At 68.5% G+C, this 16,029-nt stretch carries 17 protein-coding genes; 11 read left to right on the top strand and 6 right to left on the bottom strand.

Annotation, left to right across the window (positions count from 1 at the left end):
- Positions 1–10 precede the first annotated feature (10 nt).
- The 3 genes from ABD255_RS07230 to ABD255_RS07220 all read left to right on the top strand — a co-directional run bounded on the left by ABD255_RS07230 (position 11) and on the right by ABD255_RS07220 (position 3,461).
- On the top strand, positions 11–1,237 hold the full coding sequence (locus ABD255_RS07230; protein WP_344211127.1) for an MFS transporter: 1,227 nt from the start codon (positions 11–13) through the stop codon (positions 1,235–1,237).
- A 221-nt stretch (positions 1,238–1,458) separates the two neighbouring features.
- Positions 1,459–2,364, top strand: coding sequence for an aminoglycoside phosphotransferase family protein (locus ABD255_RS07225; protein WP_344211125.1), 906 nt, complete (start codon positions 1,459–1,461; stop codon positions 2,362–2,364).
- A 494-nt stretch (positions 2,365–2,858) separates the two neighbouring features.
- On the top strand, positions 2,859–3,461 hold the full coding sequence (locus tag ABD255_RS07220; RefSeq protein ID WP_344211123.1) for a gamma carbonic anhydrase family protein: 603 nt from the start codon (positions 2,859–2,861) through the stop codon (positions 3,459–3,461).
- A gap of 541 nt (positions 3,462–4,002) precedes the next feature.
- On the opposite strand, the gene ABD255_RS07215 is transcribed toward ABD255_RS07220, so the two are convergent.
- The 5 genes from ABD255_RS07215 to ABD255_RS07195 all read right to left on the bottom strand — a co-directional run bounded on the left by ABD255_RS07215 (position 4,003) and on the right by ABD255_RS07195 (position 8,771).
- Positions 4,003–4,992, bottom strand: coding sequence for a ferredoxin family protein (locus ABD255_RS07215; protein WP_344211121.1), 990 nt, complete (start codon positions 4,990–4,992; stop codon positions 4,003–4,005).
- A gap of 24 nt (positions 4,993–5,016) precedes the next feature.
- Positions 5,017–6,249: a cupin domain-containing protein gene (locus ABD255_RS07210; protein ID WP_344211119.1), complete on the bottom strand. Its 1,233-nt coding sequence runs from the start codon at positions 6,247–6,249 to the stop codon at positions 5,017–5,019.
- Positions 6,246–6,758: a BatC protein gene (locus ABD255_RS07205; protein ID WP_344211117.1), complete on the bottom strand. Its 513-nt coding sequence runs from the start codon at positions 6,756–6,758 to the stop codon at positions 6,246–6,248. The genes ABD255_RS07210 and ABD255_RS07205 overlap by 4 nt, the downstream gene beginning before the upstream one ends.
- 122 nt (positions 6,759–6,880) lie before the next feature.
- The gene (gene cobC / locus ABD255_RS07200; RefSeq protein ID WP_344211115.1) at positions 6,881–7,921 is read right to left on the bottom strand and encodes an Rv2231c family histidinol phosphate aminotransferase CobC; all 1,041 of its coding nucleotides are present in this window, start codon (positions 7,919–7,921) and stop codon (positions 6,881–6,883) included.
- A 43-nt stretch (positions 7,922–7,964) separates the two neighbouring features.
- Positions 7,965–8,771, bottom strand: a complete 807-nt coding sequence (locus ABD255_RS07195) for a carbon-nitrogen hydrolase family protein (RefSeq protein WP_344211114.1) — start codon at positions 8,769–8,771, stop codon at positions 7,965–7,967.
- A gap of 92 nt (positions 8,772–8,863) precedes the next feature.
- Here ABD255_RS07195 and mobA point away from each other — a divergent pair, with 92 nt between their 5' ends.
- The 3 genes from mobA to ABD255_RS07180 are packed head-to-tail and all read left to right on the top strand — an operon-like array spanning position 8,864 to position 11,355.
- A complete protein-coding gene (gene mobA / locus ABD255_RS07190) occupies positions 8,864–9,403 on the top strand; it encodes a molybdenum cofactor guanylyltransferase (RefSeq protein ID WP_344211113.1) in 540 nt (179 codons plus the stop codon).
- A gap of 40 nt (positions 9,404–9,443) precedes the next feature.
- Positions 9,444–10,328, top strand: coding sequence for a phosphotransferase family protein (locus tag ABD255_RS07185; RefSeq protein WP_344211112.1), 885 nt, complete (start codon positions 9,444–9,446; stop codon positions 10,326–10,328).
- Between the two features lie 49 nt (positions 10,329–10,377).
- A complete protein-coding gene (locus ABD255_RS07180; protein WP_344211111.1) occupies positions 10,378–11,355 on the top strand; it encodes an NAD(P)H-quinone oxidoreductase in 978 nt (325 codons plus the stop codon).
- Between the two features lie 7 nt (positions 11,356–11,362).
- Here ABD255_RS07180 and ABD255_RS07175 read toward each other — a convergent pair whose 3' ends face one another.
- Positions 11,363–11,782: a VOC family protein gene (locus ABD255_RS07175; RefSeq protein ID WP_344211109.1), complete on the bottom strand. Its 420-nt coding sequence runs from the start codon at positions 11,780–11,782 to the stop codon at positions 11,363–11,365.
- A gap of 74 nt (positions 11,783–11,856) precedes the next feature.
- Here ABD255_RS07175 and ABD255_RS07170 point away from each other — a divergent pair, with 74 nt between their 5' ends.
- The 5 genes from ABD255_RS07170 to ABD255_RS07150 form a co-directional block, all read left to right on the top strand.
- Positions 11,857–12,429 (top strand): TetR/AcrR family transcriptional regulator, encoded by a 573-nt coding sequence (locus tag ABD255_RS07170; protein WP_344211107.1) that lies wholly within the window; start codon positions 11,857–11,859, stop codon positions 12,427–12,429.
- Between the two features lie 36 nt (positions 12,430–12,465).
- Positions 12,466–13,047 carry a TetR/AcrR family transcriptional regulator gene (locus tag ABD255_RS07165; protein ID WP_344211105.1) on the top strand — a complete coding sequence of 194 codons (582 nt, stop codon included), beginning with the start codon at positions 12,466–12,468 and terminating at the stop codon, positions 13,045–13,047.
- A gap of 62 nt (positions 13,048–13,109) precedes the next feature.
- On the top strand, positions 13,110–13,721 hold the full coding sequence (locus ABD255_RS07160) for a PadR family transcriptional regulator (RefSeq protein ID WP_344211103.1): 612 nt from the start codon (positions 13,110–13,112) through the stop codon (positions 13,719–13,721).
- Positions 13,718–14,437 (top strand): ABC transporter ATP-binding protein, encoded by a 720-nt coding sequence (locus ABD255_RS07155; protein ID WP_344211101.1) that lies wholly within the window; start codon positions 13,718–13,720, stop codon positions 14,435–14,437. The genes ABD255_RS07160 and ABD255_RS07155 overlap by 4 nt, the downstream gene beginning before the upstream one ends.
- On the top strand, positions 14,437–16,029 hold a 1,593-nt coding region (locus ABD255_RS07150), incomplete at its 3' end, for an FtsX-like permease family protein (protein ID WP_344211099.1). The genes ABD255_RS07155 and ABD255_RS07150, both read left to right, overlap by 1 nt.

Below are 16,029 nucleotides of genomic sequence, written 5' to 3'. Positions count from 1 at the left end.
GTCGAGGGCTATGCCTACAGCCACCTCCCTCGGCCTACCGAACATCCGCGGCCGGGTACCCCTTCTTGCCGGCCTGGCGATCGACTCCTTCGGCGGCGGCTGCGCCGGACCCCTCGTACTGCTCTTCTTCGTGCGGGTAGCAGACATCCCACTCGGTACTGCGGGTCTGCTGCTGACCGTCGCGACACTGTTCTCCATCGCGGCACCGGCGGTGGTCGGACAGGTGATCGACCGGGTCGGGCCGCGCAACCTGGTGATCGGTGCGCAGTTCGCCCAGGGGCTGGCGTTCGCCGGGTTCTTCTTCGGGCGGTCGCTGTGGCTGCTGTTCCTCTGTGCGCTGGTGACAACCACCGGGCAGCGGGTGTTCTGGTCCTCGATCTTCAGCCTGCTCTCGGACATCTCCGACCCTGGGGACCGCGACCGGTGGTTCGGGTTGGGCGGGATGATGCAGGCGGGTGGTTTCGGGCTCGGGGCGCTGGCGGCCGGGGTGCTGCTCACCTTGGAAGGAGATACGCCCTTCCTGATCGCCATGGCGGTGAACGCGGTCACCTTCTTTCTGGCCGGCGTGCTGTTGCTGCGGCTGCACCCGGCGCACGCTGCGCGGGCCGCCGCCGCCAGGGAGAGCGGTCCGACTCCGTTGCTGCGCAAGGACAAGGCGTTCCTGGTGCTGATCGGGGCGAACACGGTGCTGGCGCTCTGCACGATGCTGATCGGCGTTGGGCTGCCGGTGTACGTCACTGAGGCCCTGCCTGCTGCTCCCGAGTGGATTGTGGGGGTGCTGTTGGCGGCGGTGTCGGTGGTGCTGGCGACCGGGCAGACATTGGTGGTGCGGCATACCGAGAAACGGCGGCGGACCCACGTGATGGTGCTGGCCGGCGTGCTGTGGGCTGTGTGGGGTGTGTTGATGGCTGCGCTGCTGCATGTGCCGGCTGGGTTGGTAGTGCCTGGGTTGATCTTGGCGACTGCGGTGTTCGCCGGTGCTGACGTGCTGCATGCGGCGACCTCGAACGCGCTTGCCGCTGCGGTGGCGCCGGTGAACGGGCATGGGAAGTACTTGTCCTATTGGCAGTACTCGTTCACCTTCGCGAGCGTGCTGGTGCCGGCGTTCTTCGCTCAGCTCTTCGAGATTGAGCATGAGCTTCCTTGGCTGGCGATCTCGCTACTCGCGCTGGCCGCTGGGGGCACGATTCTGGCGCTGGAGAAGGCCCTGCCGAACGCCACCGCTCGCCGTACCTGAGGCTGATCTCCGTCCTCGCGGCGGCGGACACGCCCGAGGTCCGCTGACGAGTCAGGTGTCATGTCGCAGGACATCGGTGACAGTTCTGCATCAAGACATCGGTGACGGTTCGGGCGATGTTGGTGGTGACACTTCCGTAGCCCGCCCGGCCCGTCTGCTGTTGACCCACTCGATCCGAAACCGGGTTGACAGCGGACGGACCGACCGTTCCGATGGGGCTCGTGAATCCCCGCAAGGTCCACGCCGATCAGGCCGACATCGACACACCGCTCGTCCGCGAACTGGTGGCCGTTCAGTTCCCGCAGTGGGCCGCGTTGCCGCTGGAGCCGGTCGACTCCAGCGGATTGGTGAACGCTATCTACCGCCTCGGTTCCGACCTGTCTGTACGGCTGCCGCTCCGGCCCTCGATCACCGACGAAGTCCGACGGGAGCAGGCGAAACTCGCGGCACTCGCGCCGTTCCTGCCTGTGGCCATCCCCTCTGTCGAGGCGATCGGCTCACCCACCGACGCGTTCCCGGGCGAGTGGTCTGTCCACCGCTGGTTCACCGGTAGGCACCCGTCCCCCGACGCGCTCGCCGACCCACGCGGGCTGGCGACGGACCTCGCGGCGTTCGTCGACGCGTTCCGGCGGATCGACCTGCCAGACCGACCGCCGGCGTATCCGGGCGAGCGCCGCACGCGCGCTCCGATGGTCGCGATGGACTCCTCGACGCGGAAGGCGATCGGCGAACTGGACGGCCTGATCGACACTCGCGCAGCGCTGGCGTCGTGGGAGGAGTCGCTCGCGGCGCCATCCGGTGGGCGCGAGGTGTGGGTGCACTCGGACCTGACGCCGAGCAACTTGCTCGTGTCGGCGGAGGGCCGGCTGACCGCGGTGCTCGACTTCGAGACATGCGGTGTCGGCGATCCGGCGTGCGACCTGTTCCCCGTGTGGTACCTACTGCCCGCGAACGTCCGCGACGAGTTCCGAGCGGCGCTGGACGTGGACGAAGCGACGTGGCTCCGCGGACGCGGGCGCGTGCTGTCCCAGGCCCTGATCGTGTGGTCGTACCAAAAGGACACCAACCCGGCGATGGCGAACTACGCGCGGCACGTCATCGGCGAGGTGCTCGCAGCTCCTCGATGAGGTATCTGAACCGGCGATCGACGCGCCAACTCCCGTGTCTCCCAGCCCGATAGACGTTCCACCAACTTGGTCAGCCGCGTGAGCCTGACCAAGCTCATCGAGGACACCCAACCGGCGCCCGGCGTGAGTTACCACGGCAACGGCCTCCCGGACAGCGCCCAAGACCGGCTGAAACGTCACCGATGTCCTGACACACCAACCGTCACCGATGTCTTGATGCAGAACTGTCACCGATGTCCTGAGACATCACACGCTGACGAGTCAGGGATTCTTGCGGTCTTCGAACAGGTGTTCTAATGTCCTTTTCGTAGCTCGCTGGTCTTCACTCCACCCATAACCCTCGTCCGTCCGGCTGAACCTCCCACCTCCGACGTGGACAGCCTGACTCGGACGATGGCCGCCCGGGCAGTGAGGGCCCGGGCTGTGGAGGCCGCCCGATACAGGTACAACTACGAAAGGAATGCCGAGGTGATGCGCGACGAGAGGAAGTTCTGATGTTGCTGGAACACCGTGGTCAGAGACCGGTCGTACCGGAGTCCGCGTACGTAGCGCCGTCAGCAGTGCTCTGTGGTGCAGTCGTGCTGGGCGAAGGCAGCAGGGTGTTGCATGGTGCAGTGCTGACCGCGGAGAACGGCGAGGTCCGCCTCGGGGAGAACAGTGTGGTGATGGAGAACGCCCTGGTCCGCGGCCGGGCGGATCATCCCGCGCTGATCGGCGACGCGGTACTGGTCGGTCCGCATGCACATGTGAACGGCGCCACGGTCGAAGATGAGGTCTTCATCGCCACGGGCGCCGCGTTGTTCCCAGGCTCGGTAGCCGGCGCAGGCGCCGAACTGCGCATCAACAGCGTGCTGCAGGTCAACTCCAGGCTCGAACCAGGCGCCGTCCTGCCGATCGGGTGGATCGCGGTAGGTGACCCGGCTCAACTCTTCTCCCCCGACCAACACGAGGCGCTCTGGGAGATCCAGCGCACCTTGGACTTTCCCGGCACGGTGTACGGCGTACCGCGCGGCACTTCCATGCGCGAGATCATGACCCGCCAATCCGCGTACTACGGCTCCCACCTGGAGGATCAAGTACTCCCCGACACTCCCTGACAGAGCCCCGGCCCACCGGGCGCTCCTGTCTGCTTCCACGCATCGTCCCGCTCCACCACGCCATCCCGCTTTCACACGCCGGCCCGCTTTCACACACCGGACCGCTTTCGCACCGGACCGCTTTCACACACCGGACCGCTCGACCACACCGGCCCGCCCCACCACACCGGACCGCTCGCCGGGTCGGGTCTGGCGCCGCGACGCGGACTGCCTCGGTATGGCGACAAAGTTCCGGGTGATCCTCCCGAGCCCCTCGTCCGGCCAGTTCCCGCGCGCTTTTGCGCTCCAAAAGCGATTACCGAGGCCGATTGGGGAGGATTGCACCCCTCAACGGGCGTGAAATCCTCCCCAAACCGTCAGGAACACCCACCCCGGACGAAGAACCTCCCCAAACACCACCTCGTCACCCCGCCCCCCGGGGGGACAACCTCCCTAGAGGGCACCCATCACCCCGCCCCGGCGAAACAACCTCCCCCGCCGCGAAACGAACTGCCTCGGTAGCAGATGTCGGGTCGTGCCGGGCTGGAGTACAGGAGGCGGGTTAGCGGGGGACGAGCGTGTACTGGTGGAGTTGGCCTGGGGGTTGGGCGGAGCAGGTCATGGGGGTGTTGATGGTGACGTGGGTGACGGCTACTTCTAGTTCGTGGGGGTGGCCGTTGTTGTCCAGGTGGACTTGCCAGTGGTTGGGCGAGAGTTCTTGGATTTTGAGAGGCGTCAGGGCGTCTACAGCTAAGGAGAGGCCGGACTGGCGGGCGAAGTGTTGGGCTGCTTGGGCGGGTTGGGGTAGGGCGCCGGAGCCGCGGAGGAGCTCGGGGACTACCAGGCCCTTGTCGTACTGCGTGGCGAGTTCTACGGCTCGGGATTCGGGGACGTGGCCGTAGAAGAGGCTGTGCGGGAGGAAGACGAGGTTGGCTGCGAAGCGGTCGCCGCCTATGTGGCTGCATTCCCAGGTTCGGTCGGGGTGCGCGGCAGTGAGGGCTGCGGCGGCGGGGCGGCCGCGGATGGCGCAGCAGGTGTCGTGGCGGCCGTGGGTGCAGATCAGGTAGATGGGTTCGGTGCTTGGCGTGCCGGGGGCGGTACCGGCAAGGACATCCAGTAGGTGTTCGTCGGTGGGGAGGTCGCCCCATTGGATTGATTCCTGGCCGGGGCGGCTGTCGATGAGGGCCCAGCGGCGCGGAGTGGTGTGGTCGATGCGGCCGTGGCGTCGGATCAGGACTGGGCGGATGCCGGCTGAGCTGCACAGGCGGGTGACCTCTTCGCGGAGGTGCTGGACGCCGCTGCCTGGGGATGGGGCGAGGGCATTGAGGGCGATCCGGGGCCAGGGCACGCGGCATTCGATCAGGAGCCAGCGTGCTGCCGGAGGTGCTGTGGCGATGAGGGAGTCACCCCGAAGTTCAGCCGCAGCAGCACACCGGAAGACAGACTCAGCCGAGCCAGCGGCGGAGCCTCCCGGAGCTGGGGTGACGGTGCTGGAGGGGCCCGCAGGTGGGGCCTCGGTGGAAGCGTCCGGGGGTGGCGGAGGGTGGGTCACTTGGCGGCTCAGAGGCTCAGAGGTTCAGAGGGTGGTGGTTAGGAAGGCTTCCGTTAGGAGGCGGCGGGTTAAAACTAGTTGGTCGGGCCCGTCTAGGCCGGGGAGAGCGGAGACGGTGGTGACGGCGCCGGTGCAGAGGTGTTGGAGGGCCTCGTAGGTTGCTGCGGGCAAGGAGATGGTCCGGTCCGGCAACTGTAGGCGGACCGGGTCGCCGGGGAGTAGGCGGTAGCGGAGGCCCGGGCGTAGGCGGACCGTGGTGGTCGGGGAAAGGGAAGCTATTGAGGCCGCGTGGGCCAGAGGAGCGATAGGAGCCGGGCGGTTGCCGGACCACGTACGGCGGCGTAGGCGCGCGGCTAGGTCCTCCGCGGAAGCGGACTGGATCTTCTCGGTGAAGAGGGAGGACACCTTGCCGAGGATCTGGGCTACTTGGTCCGGATCGCCCGGGTCGAAGCCGAGCGGAAGAGCTGTCCGGAGCTCCGGCTCATCGGCAGCAAGATTGGCCAACTCCTGGACGAGCAGGTACCGCGTCATGGTGTGCAGGCCGACCGTCAGGTGGGCGCTGACTCCACCCAGGGCTTTGGCCGAGTGCAGGAACCCGCGGGGTACGTAGAGCGAGTCGCCCGGGCGTAGTACCTCGTCGATGACGGGCGCCTTGTCGCGGGCAGCCTCGGCTACGGCCTGGGAGTGGTCGGTCCAGGGCTGATTCCGGAGCGGGTCCACATGGACAGGCTCGTGCACAGTCCAGTGCTTCTCCCCGGCCACCTGGAGCACAAAGACGTCATGTACGTCGTAGTGGGCAGAGAACCCCTGCGATTCCGCAGGCGTGATGTACGAGTTGATCTGCACGGGATGACCCGCGTCGGACGACAACTGGGTAGCGAAGTCGACCAGAGCCGGCCAAGTCCGGTGCAGTGCCTGCAGGACAACGGTGTGCCCGCTGGCGAACAGCGCAGCCACCTTGTCGTCGCGGACCTGGTCCCCGATCTCCGCGCCCACACCACCAGAACCGGTGAACTGGCTGTCTCCGACGACTGCCCCGTCCTTGGCGATGCGCAGGAACGGCGTACGGAGGCCGCGGCGGGACAGCAGTTCGTCAGCGGCCTCCAGACTGAACAGGTCGCTGTAGTCGCCGCCATGCGACAGCAAAGCGCGCGAGCCCCAGTACGAACTCGCGAACTCTTCCAGGTCACCGGCTACGCAGCGCCGGAGAGCCGGGCGCCCGTCCGGCGGCTGCCCGGTCTCCGGCACCGGGGTCACCGACTTCCGGAGTCCCCGCCAGCACCACCGTCTGCCCCGCCGTCAGTGGCGCTTGGGTCCGCTCCACCGTCGTTAGGGCCTTCGGCACCGCTGTCGGCTCCTCCGTCAGCGCCGCCATCGCTGACACCAGGCGAGGCGCCGCCGTCTGCCGTCCCTTCCGTGCCACCACCAGCACCGCCGGCGCCACCATCGGCACCACCGTCAGTACCGCCGCCTACAGCGCCACCGTCGGCCGGACCCTCGCCGCCCGACCCGCCGCCGAAGCCACCTTCATCGCCACCACCGCCGGCGCCACCATCGGCACCACCGTCAGTACCGCCGCCTACGGCACCACCGTCGGCTGGTCCTTCGCCGCCGCCCGACTCACCGAAACCACCGCCACCGCCACCGCCACCGGCGGCACCGTCGGCACCTCCATCGGCACCGCCGTCAGTCGCACCGGGTGTCGCGCCACCGTCTGCCAGCCCTTCGCCGCCTTCGGACGAGGTGGTCATGTCGTCGTCGTTCATGCCCATGATGCTGCTCCCTTCGGAATGCCTGAGGTTCTCGTGCACCTCCTGTGCGCAAAGTACATCGGGAGTAAACCCCCGCACGGGTTACAGCCGGCACTCGGTTCGGCAGCGATCGCGGGTCAGCCGAGCAGGTCCTGCCAAACCTTCAGGAAAGCGTCCGTCACCGACTCCGGCCGTACTGCGATCCGCAGCCAGTCCGGCCCGAGCCCGGGGAACGTGTCACCCCGCCGTACTGCGAATCCCCGCTCCCGCAGCGCTTCCCGCACCTCCGCCGCACCATCCACCCGCACCAGCACGAACGGCCCGCGCGGTACGCCGTACGTCGAAACGCCGAGCCCAGCGGCCCCCAGCCCAGTCAGAAGATGAGCTCGTTGACGCTCCAGATCCACAGCGGCCTGGGCAGCATCGCCAAGGGCTCGCTCGTTGCTGCAAGCAATCGCCGCTGCCAGAGCAGGAGTGGACACCGGCCAGTGAGGTTGCACAGCCGCCAGTTGCTCGATCAGCCCAGGCGCCGCCACGACGTACCCGACCCGGAGCCCGGCGAGTCCCCACGTCTTGGTCAGGCTGCGGATCACCACCAGCCCCGGGATCGACGCGCCGACCAGCGACTCCGGCTCGCCGGGCACAGCGTCCATGAACGCCTCGTCGACCACCAGGATCCGGTCCGGACGGGCCAGTTCGCGCAGGTCGTCGGCACGGTGCAGGACGGAGGTCGGGTTCGTCGGGTTGCCGATCACCACCAGATCCGCGTCCCGCGGGACAGCCTGCGGATCGAGGACGAAGCCGGTCTCCGGGCTCAGGATCACCCGATCGACCAGGTGGCCCGCCGACCGCAGGGCCGCCTCGGGCTCGGTGAACTGCGGGTGGACGACGACCGGGTGTTTCGGCCGGAACGCCCGCGCGATCAGCACGAAGGCTTCAGCCGCACCGGCCGTCAGCAGGATCTGCGCGGGGTCCCGCCGGTGCCGGGCCGCGACGGCGGCGAGGGCGGCGTCCTGCCGGGGGTAGGAGGCGAGGTCAGAGAGGCTCCCGGTGATCTCCTCCACCAGCCAGCCGGGCGGCGTACCGGCCCGGACGTTGACGGCGAGATCCACCAGGCCGTGTCCGACCTCCAGGTCACCGTGGTGGTCGAGGTCGAAACCGTCCGGCCGCTGCGTCACCTGAGGAGGCTAACCCGGGCAGGTGAACCAGGGGGCAACGATCTCAGGACGCGGGGGATTTGCGCGGGGTCACCGTGTAGCGGCGGTTCTTCAAGGAGGGGTTGGTGGTGCGGGCCGTGGACAACCGGTCGGCGGAGATCTCGGCCTGGATGAAACCGTCCGCCTCGCCCACCGCGCCGACGGAGACACCCTGCGGGTCGATGATCTGGCTGAGCCCGCAGTACTTCCGGCCGTTCTGGGCGGCCGCCGCCACGTAGCAGGTGTTCTCGATGGCTCGAGCCGTGAGCAGTGTGGTCCAGTGGTGCTCCTTGAGCGGGCCCCGGACCCACGCCGCCGGTACGACGAGTACTTCGGCGCCGGCGTCCACCAGAGCCCGGGAGAGCTCGGGGAACCGCAGGTCGTAGCAGGTCATCAGCCCGAGCTTCCGCCCCGCCACCTGTACTACGACCGGCGCGACGTCACCCGGAGTGAGCTGATCCGATTCCCGGTACCCGAAGGCGTCGTACAGGTGGATCTTGCGGTAGGCCCCGAGCAGTTCCCCGTCGGCGCCGACCGCGAGCAGCGTGTTGTACGGGCGGGCCTCATCGCAGCTGCGCTCGAACATGCCCGCCACGATCGCCGTGCCGTGGTCCAGCGCCGTCTTCCGCAACATGCTGACGAACTCGCCGTCGAGCGCCTCGGCGAACTCCCCGACCGAGCCACCGTCGGTGGCGAAGTCGGCCATCATCGCCTCGGGCAGCACGACCAGGTCAGGTCTGTCCCGGACAGCCTCGGCGACGAGCCGCGTCACCGAGTCACGGTTGGCGGCCTTGTCGTGCGAGCTGGCGGTCTGCACCACGGCGATCTTCACTCATCCATGGTGCCGCATCCGGGCCAGAGATGACCCGGCTCCAGCACCAAGAGCTTGTGGCGGGGCTGCTGAGGACACGGGACACTGCGGGAGTGGAGTTCGATGTGGTGCTGCTGGCAGGAGGTGGGTCCACCCGCTTCGGCGGGGTGGACAAGGCTCTGCTGGTCCTGGAGGGGGTGTCCCTGCTCGACCGCGTGCTGGCGGCAACCAGTGGTGCGACCTCGACAGTGGTGGTGGGCCCGGTCCGCAGCGCCGGCTGCGCGGTGGAGTGGACGACCGAGGAGCCTCCCGGTGGAGGTCCAGTGGCAGGGCTGGCGGCCGGCCTGGCCAAAGGCACGGCGCCGGTGGTCGTGGTGGTCTCGTGCGATCTGCCGTGGCTCACCGAAGAGGCCGTAGCCGAGCTGCTTGCGGGAGTTGGCGAGCGCGACGGGTACGGGCTGCTGGACTCGGAGGGCCGGGAGCAGTGGCTGGCGGCGGCGTACCGGCGTGCGGCGTTGGTCGAAGCGTTCAAGCGGATCGGGGATCCCCGGGACAAGCCGGTACGGCGGCTGTTCTCCGGGCTCGACCTGGCCTGGTCCGCGCCGACTCGAGCGGGGGACGATGTCGACACCTGGGCCGACTTCGACGACTAATTCGGTCGACTCCCCCGGCTCCCGGCTCTAGCTTGAGCGCGTGGAGATCCACGCGATGATCGAGAAGGCCTGTCCGGGCAGCGAGATCGCGGAGATCCTCCCGCGCACCGGCGGCCAGTTGAGCACAGTTCACGAAGTACTGCGTACCGCCGCCGCGCCGGTGATCGTCAAGATCTACGAGCCGGAGTGGGCCTGGAAGCAGGCGAAGGAAGTGCACGTCTACAGCCTGCTCGCCGAGCACCTCGGCAACGCGGTCCCCGAGGTCATCCACGCCGAGGCGGGCGATCCCGCGTTCACGGTGCTGACGAAGATCGAGGGCGTGCCGCTGTCCGAGGCGGAACCGCCCGACTGGAAAGCCGTGTACGTCCAGCTCGGGCAACTCCAGGCGAAGATCCACCGCATCCCGCAACCGGCGTACGGGTATCTCACCGATCAGGTGCTCGACCCGCTGCCGACCAACGACGCGTACATGCGCCGCCAGTTCACCAAGAAGATCGCCGAGTTCGACGAGCTCGGCGGAGACCCGGTCCTGAGCAAGCAGATCACCCAGTACGTCGAACAGCACGCCGGGTTGTTCGCCGCGAACGACGCGCCTTCGCTCTGCCACAACGATTTCCACGAGGGAAACGTGCTGGTGGATCCGCAGAGCTGGCAGGTACAGGGCTTCATCGACGTGGAGAACGCGATCGCCGCGGACCCGTTGATGGACCTGGCCAAGACCGAGTGCTACTCGATCTGGGGCAACGCCGACAAGCTCGCCGGACTCGTCGAAGGCTATGGCGAGCTGCCCGTCGACTGGCGCGCCAGGACCACGCTCTACCGGCTCTATCATTCACTGGAACTATGGGACTGGTTCAAGTCGATCGGCACCGTCGATCCACTCGACAGCATCGCCGGAGACATGGCGGCGATCGTCCGTCCGTGACCTGAGCCGAGCAGCGCCGCGCAGCCGCGGACGCAGTACGGTGGCACGCATGCGAGCTGTCGTTTGTGAGGGTGCCGGTGGTGTCGAGGTCCTGAAGGTCGCCGAGATCGAGGACCCCACCCCAGCGGCGGACGAGGTGGTCATCGACGTGGTCGCCGCCGGGGTGAACCGAGCGGATCTGCTCCAGCGGCAGGGCTTCTACCCGCCACCGCCGGGAGCGCCTGGGACGATCGGGCTCGAGGTGTCCGGGCGGATCTCGCAGGTCGGCGCCGAAGTCGAGGGCTGGGCCGTCGGCGACGAGGTCTGCGCGTTGCTCGCGGGCGGTGGGTACGCCGAGAAGGTCGTGGTGCCGGCGCCGCAGGTGATGCCGGTCCCCGACGGAATCGATCTGATCAGTGCGGCGGCGCTGCCGGAGGCGGTCGCGACGGTCTGGTCGAACGTGTTCATGACCGCGCATCTGAAGGACGGCGAGACCCTGCTGGTGCACGGCGGGGCCTCCGGAATCGGCACGATGGCGATCCAACTCGGGGTCGCGCACGGGGCCCGGGTGCTCTGCACGGTCGGGAACACGGACAAGATGGACTTCTGTACCCGGCTCGGTGCCGACGTCGCGATCAACTACAAGGAAGCCGAGTGGGCGTCGGTGGTGAACGAGGCGACCGCGAAGGCCGGCGCCGACGTGATCCTCGACATCATGGGCGCGAAGTACCTGCGGGACAACGTGAAGTCCCTCGCGTACGACGGCCGGCTGGTCGTCATCGGCATGCAGGGCGGCACCAAGGGCGAACTCGACCTCGGCCGGTTGATGAGCCGGCGCGGCTTGATCACCGGGGCCGGGTTGCGAGCCCGGTCGGTGGAGCAGAAGGGCGAGATCCTCGCCGAGGTGGTCGGCCACGTCTGGCCGCTGGTCGCCGCGAAGAAGGTGCGGCCGATCGTGCACCGCACCTTCCCCCTGGACGCCGTAGCCAAGGCCCACGAAACCCTCGAACAGTCCTCCCAAACCGGCAAGGTCCTTCTCACCATCTAGTGTCCCGTTACTCGGCCGTGGGGGTGTTGGCGGCGATCCAGGCTGGGTCGGGGGCTACTAGTTGGATTACGTCCAGCCAGGTGCCTTCGGGGTCTCGGACGTAGAAGTGGCGTTGGCCCCAGGGCTCGGTGATGACCTCGGTTTCCAGGGGGACGCCTGCCTCGACGAGCGAGGTGGCGATTATGTCGGCGTCGTCGACGACGAAGCCGAAGACGTTGGTGCTCTCGGTCAACGCGGAGACCGCGGCCGGCACCGACGCGTGGCCTCGTTCGCAGACGGCCAGTTCCCAGCCGGCGTCGCCGCGGCGAAGGCAGATGAACCAGCCGAGGTCGACGGTGATCTGCAGGTCGAAGTATTGCTGGTAGAAGGCGGCCACCTCGGCGAGGCGGGAGGTGACGACGGTGGCGCCGAAGGCGGCGGGTTGCATACGCGGCTCCTGAGTACTACAGATGTTGTGGTTGAGTACGACAGTTGTAGTGGATAACTGCTAGGCTTGTCAACATGCCGAGAAATCCGGAACGCCGCGCCCAACTCGCCGACGCCGGCCTCGCCGTGCTGGCCGAGTCCGGCGCCCGCGGCCTCACCCACCGCGCGGTCGACGCCGCCGCCGGGCTCCCCGCCGGTACTGCGTCCAACTACTTCCGCACCCGCGACGCCCTCCTCGGCGCACTCGGCGAGCGGATCTTCGAGCGGCTCGCACCCGACGACGCAGTACTGGCTCCCCTGGCCGAGCGGGAACGGTCGGTCGACCTCGTCGTCGACTACGTCCACTACATCGTCGAGCGCCTGCTCGGCCGCCCGGAACTTTCGCTAGCCCTGTTCGAACTGCGCCTCGAGGCAGCCAGAAACCCCGGCCTCAACGAGATCCTCTCGCGCACGCTGCAACAAGGCTTCGACACCGACGTCTCGTTCCACGTCCAGGCCGGACTGCCCGGCGGCGCCGAAGAGGTCCGGATGCTCCACTTCGCCATCGAAGGCCTCGTCCTCGACCAACTGACCCCCGGCACCGGCCGCCGGTACGACGTCGAGGCCATCACCGCTCGGCTGGTCCGCAGATTGATCCGCGAGGACTGACCCGCGAGAAAGGTGCCTAGGGCTACCTTCAGTAGTGTGACTGGGGCCGAGCGGGGAACGCACATACTCGAGGCAGTCGTCGAAGTGATCGCGGAACGCGGACTCGAAGGCGCCACCATGCGCAACGTCGCCGGAGCCGCCGGGATCTCGCTGGCGCAGGTCCAGTACTACTTCCGCAGCAAGGACGAACTCGTCGCGGCAGCGTTCCGGCACGTGATTCAGCTGTTCGACACCAAGCTCGCCACTGTCGACCTGTCCGGCCCACCCCGCCGCGTACTCCGCCAAGCCCTGGAGCTCTGGCTCCCACTCGACGAGCCCCGCGCCCGCGACGCCCGCGTCTGGCTGGCCTTCAGCGCGGCGGCGACCACCTCTCCGACGCTGAAGGAGATCGCCGCCAGCACGGACAGCGAACTCCGGGTCGCGTTCGCGCGACTGCTCGACGCCGCCGCGGCCGAAGGCGACCTCCCGGACGTCACGGATACCGAAACCGAGGCCGGCCTGCTCCTCGCGGTGATCGACGGCCTCGTCATCCAGGCCCTGGCTCTGGCCGAACCGCTGCGCCCGCACTTCCTGACCGTCTCGCTCGAAACCCACCTGGCCCGTCTGTTCACACCCTGAGTCGTCATCCCCTGACCGAAAGGAATTGACCGCCGCATACTGAGTATGCATACTCAGTATCTATGTCGATCAAGCACGGATTGCTGGCGTTGCTCCAGGTGGAGCCGAAGTACGGGTATCAGCTACGCGGGGAGTTCGAGGCGGCCACCGGTTCGACCTGGCCGCTGAACATCGGGCAGGTCTACACGACCCTCACCCGGCTCGAGCGGGACGGACTCGTACAACCCGCGACCGAGGCCAACGAGGACGAGGGCGACGGGCGGTCGCGGTACGAGATCACGGAGGCCGGCCGGGCCGAGCTGGCGAACTGGTTCTCCACGCCGGTGACGCGGGAGTCGCGGCCGCGGGACGAGTTGGCGATCAAGCTCGCCCTCGCGCTCGCCGTACCGGGGGTCGACGTGGCCGCGGTGGTGCAGCGGCAGCGGGCCGCGACCATGCAGTCGATGCAGGAACTGACCCGGCTCAAGCGCGGCAGCCGCGACGGCGACATCTCCTGGCTGCTGGTGCTCGAGTCGATGATCTTCGCCGCGGAAGCGGAGATCCGCTGGCTGGACCATTGCGAAGCGATGCTGTCCCGCCGCCGAACGACCAGCCCTGACCAGCAACCCGGTACTGCGACCAGCCCCGGCCGCGACCGGTCAGACGAGACGCAAGAGGCGAGGGCCAACCGATGAACGCCATTCTGGACATTCGCCACCTGACCCGGGTGCACGGAACCGGCGAGCAGGCAGTGCACGCACTGAGCGGCGTGGACCTCTCGGTCGCGGCCGGAGAACTGGTCGCCGTGATGGGCCCGTCGGGTTCGGGCAAGTCCACCCTGCTCACCTGCGCCGGCGGACTCGACCGGCCGACCGCCGGCGAGATCCTGATCGATGGACAGGATCTGGCGTCCTTGAGCAACAACGCGGTGGCCGCGCTGCGCCGGCGGCGGATCGGCTACGTCTTCCAGGACTTCAACCTGATCCCCGCCCTGACCGCGGCCGAGAACGTGATGCTCCCGCTCGAACTGGACGGTACCCGAGCCCGGACCGCCCGCAAGTACGCCGAAGCCGCACTGGCGGAGGTGGCCATCTCGAATCTGGCCGACCGATTTCCCGACGAGATGTCCGGTGGTCAGCGGCAACGAGTGGCGATCGCGCGGGCCATCGTCGGTGAGCGTCGCCTCCTGCTGGCCGACGAGCCGACCGGCGCCCTCGACTCCGACACCGGCGAGGCCGTCCTCCAGCTCCTCCGCGACCGGTGCGACCAGCACGGCATCGCCGGGGTCCTCGTCACCCACGACGCTCGGCACGCCTCCTGGGCCGACCGCGTGGTCTACCTGCGCGATGGTGTCCTGGTAGGCCAGTCCGGTCCGTTGCCCGAGGCCGACGTCCTGCTGGAAACCCACTGATGGGCGGCTGGGGACCACCCCTGCGGATCGCGCGCCGTACCGCCCGCCGCGCCAAGGGGAGAACTCTGCTCGTCGCGGCGCTGATCGGCGTACCGGTGCTGGCCGCGTCGTGGATCGGGCTGATCAACGTGGCCGGGAGCCCGACCGGGGAGGCTCTCGCCCGGACAACCGTCGGCCAGGCGGACGCCCAGCTGATGGTGTCGCCGTACACGAAGCTCGTGCTCCAGGACCGCCCGAGTCCGAACAGCGGCGAGCCATATCCGCCGGAGGGGGTGACGGCCTCCCGCGACGCGTACAAGATCGACCCGAAGCCGTTCCTGCCGCCCGGGAGCAGCACGGCCCGTGCGCTGCGGGAGCTGGGTGCCGCCGAGCTACGCGGACCGCAGGCGAACACCTCCGCCCGCCTCATGGTCGGCGACGGGCAGAACCAACTGCTCGAAGGAACCTTCAAGTTCGACAGTGGGCGGATGCCCGGCAAGGCCGACGAGGTCGCACTGTCGCCCGCACTGGCGAACTACCTCCAGTTGCTGGACGGCGACACCCTGAAGGCCGGCTCCACTGTGCTGACGGCGGACGACCGAAAGCTCACCGTCGTCGGGCTCGCCCGCACTCTCCACGCCCCGGACAGCAGAGCCCTTTTCACCACCCCTGACAGCCCATTGATACAGCCGGAGCAGGACGCCGGGGTCTACTACCTCGTCGATCTGCCCGACTCGGCCAATCCCGACGCCCTGACGGATTCCCTGGTCCAGCAGGGGATGTCGTTGATGCCCAGGGCAAACATCATCGACCCGCCGCCGACCGTCTACGGCGGCGGACAGGACGCCGGCGCGACGGCGGTGATGACCCTGGTGGTCGGCTTCGGCATCCTCGAGATCGTCCTCCTCGCCGGTACTGCGTTCGCGGTCGGCGCGCGGCGGCAGACCCGGGAACTCGGCCTGGTCACCGCCACCGGCGGAACCCCTCGCGACGTCAGGCGGATCGTTCTCCTGCAAGGGTTTTTCGCGGGTCTCCTCGGGGCGGGCGGCGGCCTGGTGCTGGCCATCGTGCTGATGATCGTCGGCAAACCGCTGTGGGAGAAGATGCTGCAGACGATCATCGTCGGCCTGCAGATCCCCTGGCGCACACTGCTGGTGATCGCCGCGCTGGGTCTGCTCGCCGGCGTCGCGGCGGCGGTCGTTCCGGCGATCAGCGCCGGCCGTCAAACCCCGATGGCCGCACTGGCCGGACGGTTCACCGTCACGGCCGGAGCAGTACCGATCCGCCGCCCTGCTCTGATCATGGCGCTGGCAGGCGTCGCCCTCACCATCATCGGCAGCGCCTGGATGTCGACCGTGCTCGAGGCAGCGAAGAAGGCCGCCGGCGCGGAGCAGGGCCGGACGACAGTGACGCCGACCGGCCCGATCGCGCTGGTTCTGCTGGGCATCACCGCCGCGATCATCGGCCTGGTCTGGATGCTGCCGGGCCTGGTGGCCAAGACAGCCGGCGTTGCGAAGGTCTTCCCGTTGAGCGGACGACTCGCGCTGCGCGACGCCGCCCGGCACCGGCATCGCACCGGCCCGGCGACGGCCGCGATCATGATGGCCGTCGCG

The sequence above is a fragment of the Kribbella sancticallisti genome, assembly GCF_039530625.1.
GTDB lineage: Bacteria > Actinomycetota > Actinomycetes > Propionibacteriales > Kribbellaceae > Kribbella > Kribbella sancticallisti.
Note: the sequence above shows the minus strand (reverse complement) of the source record. Positions and strands in the feature narration are given on the sequence as shown.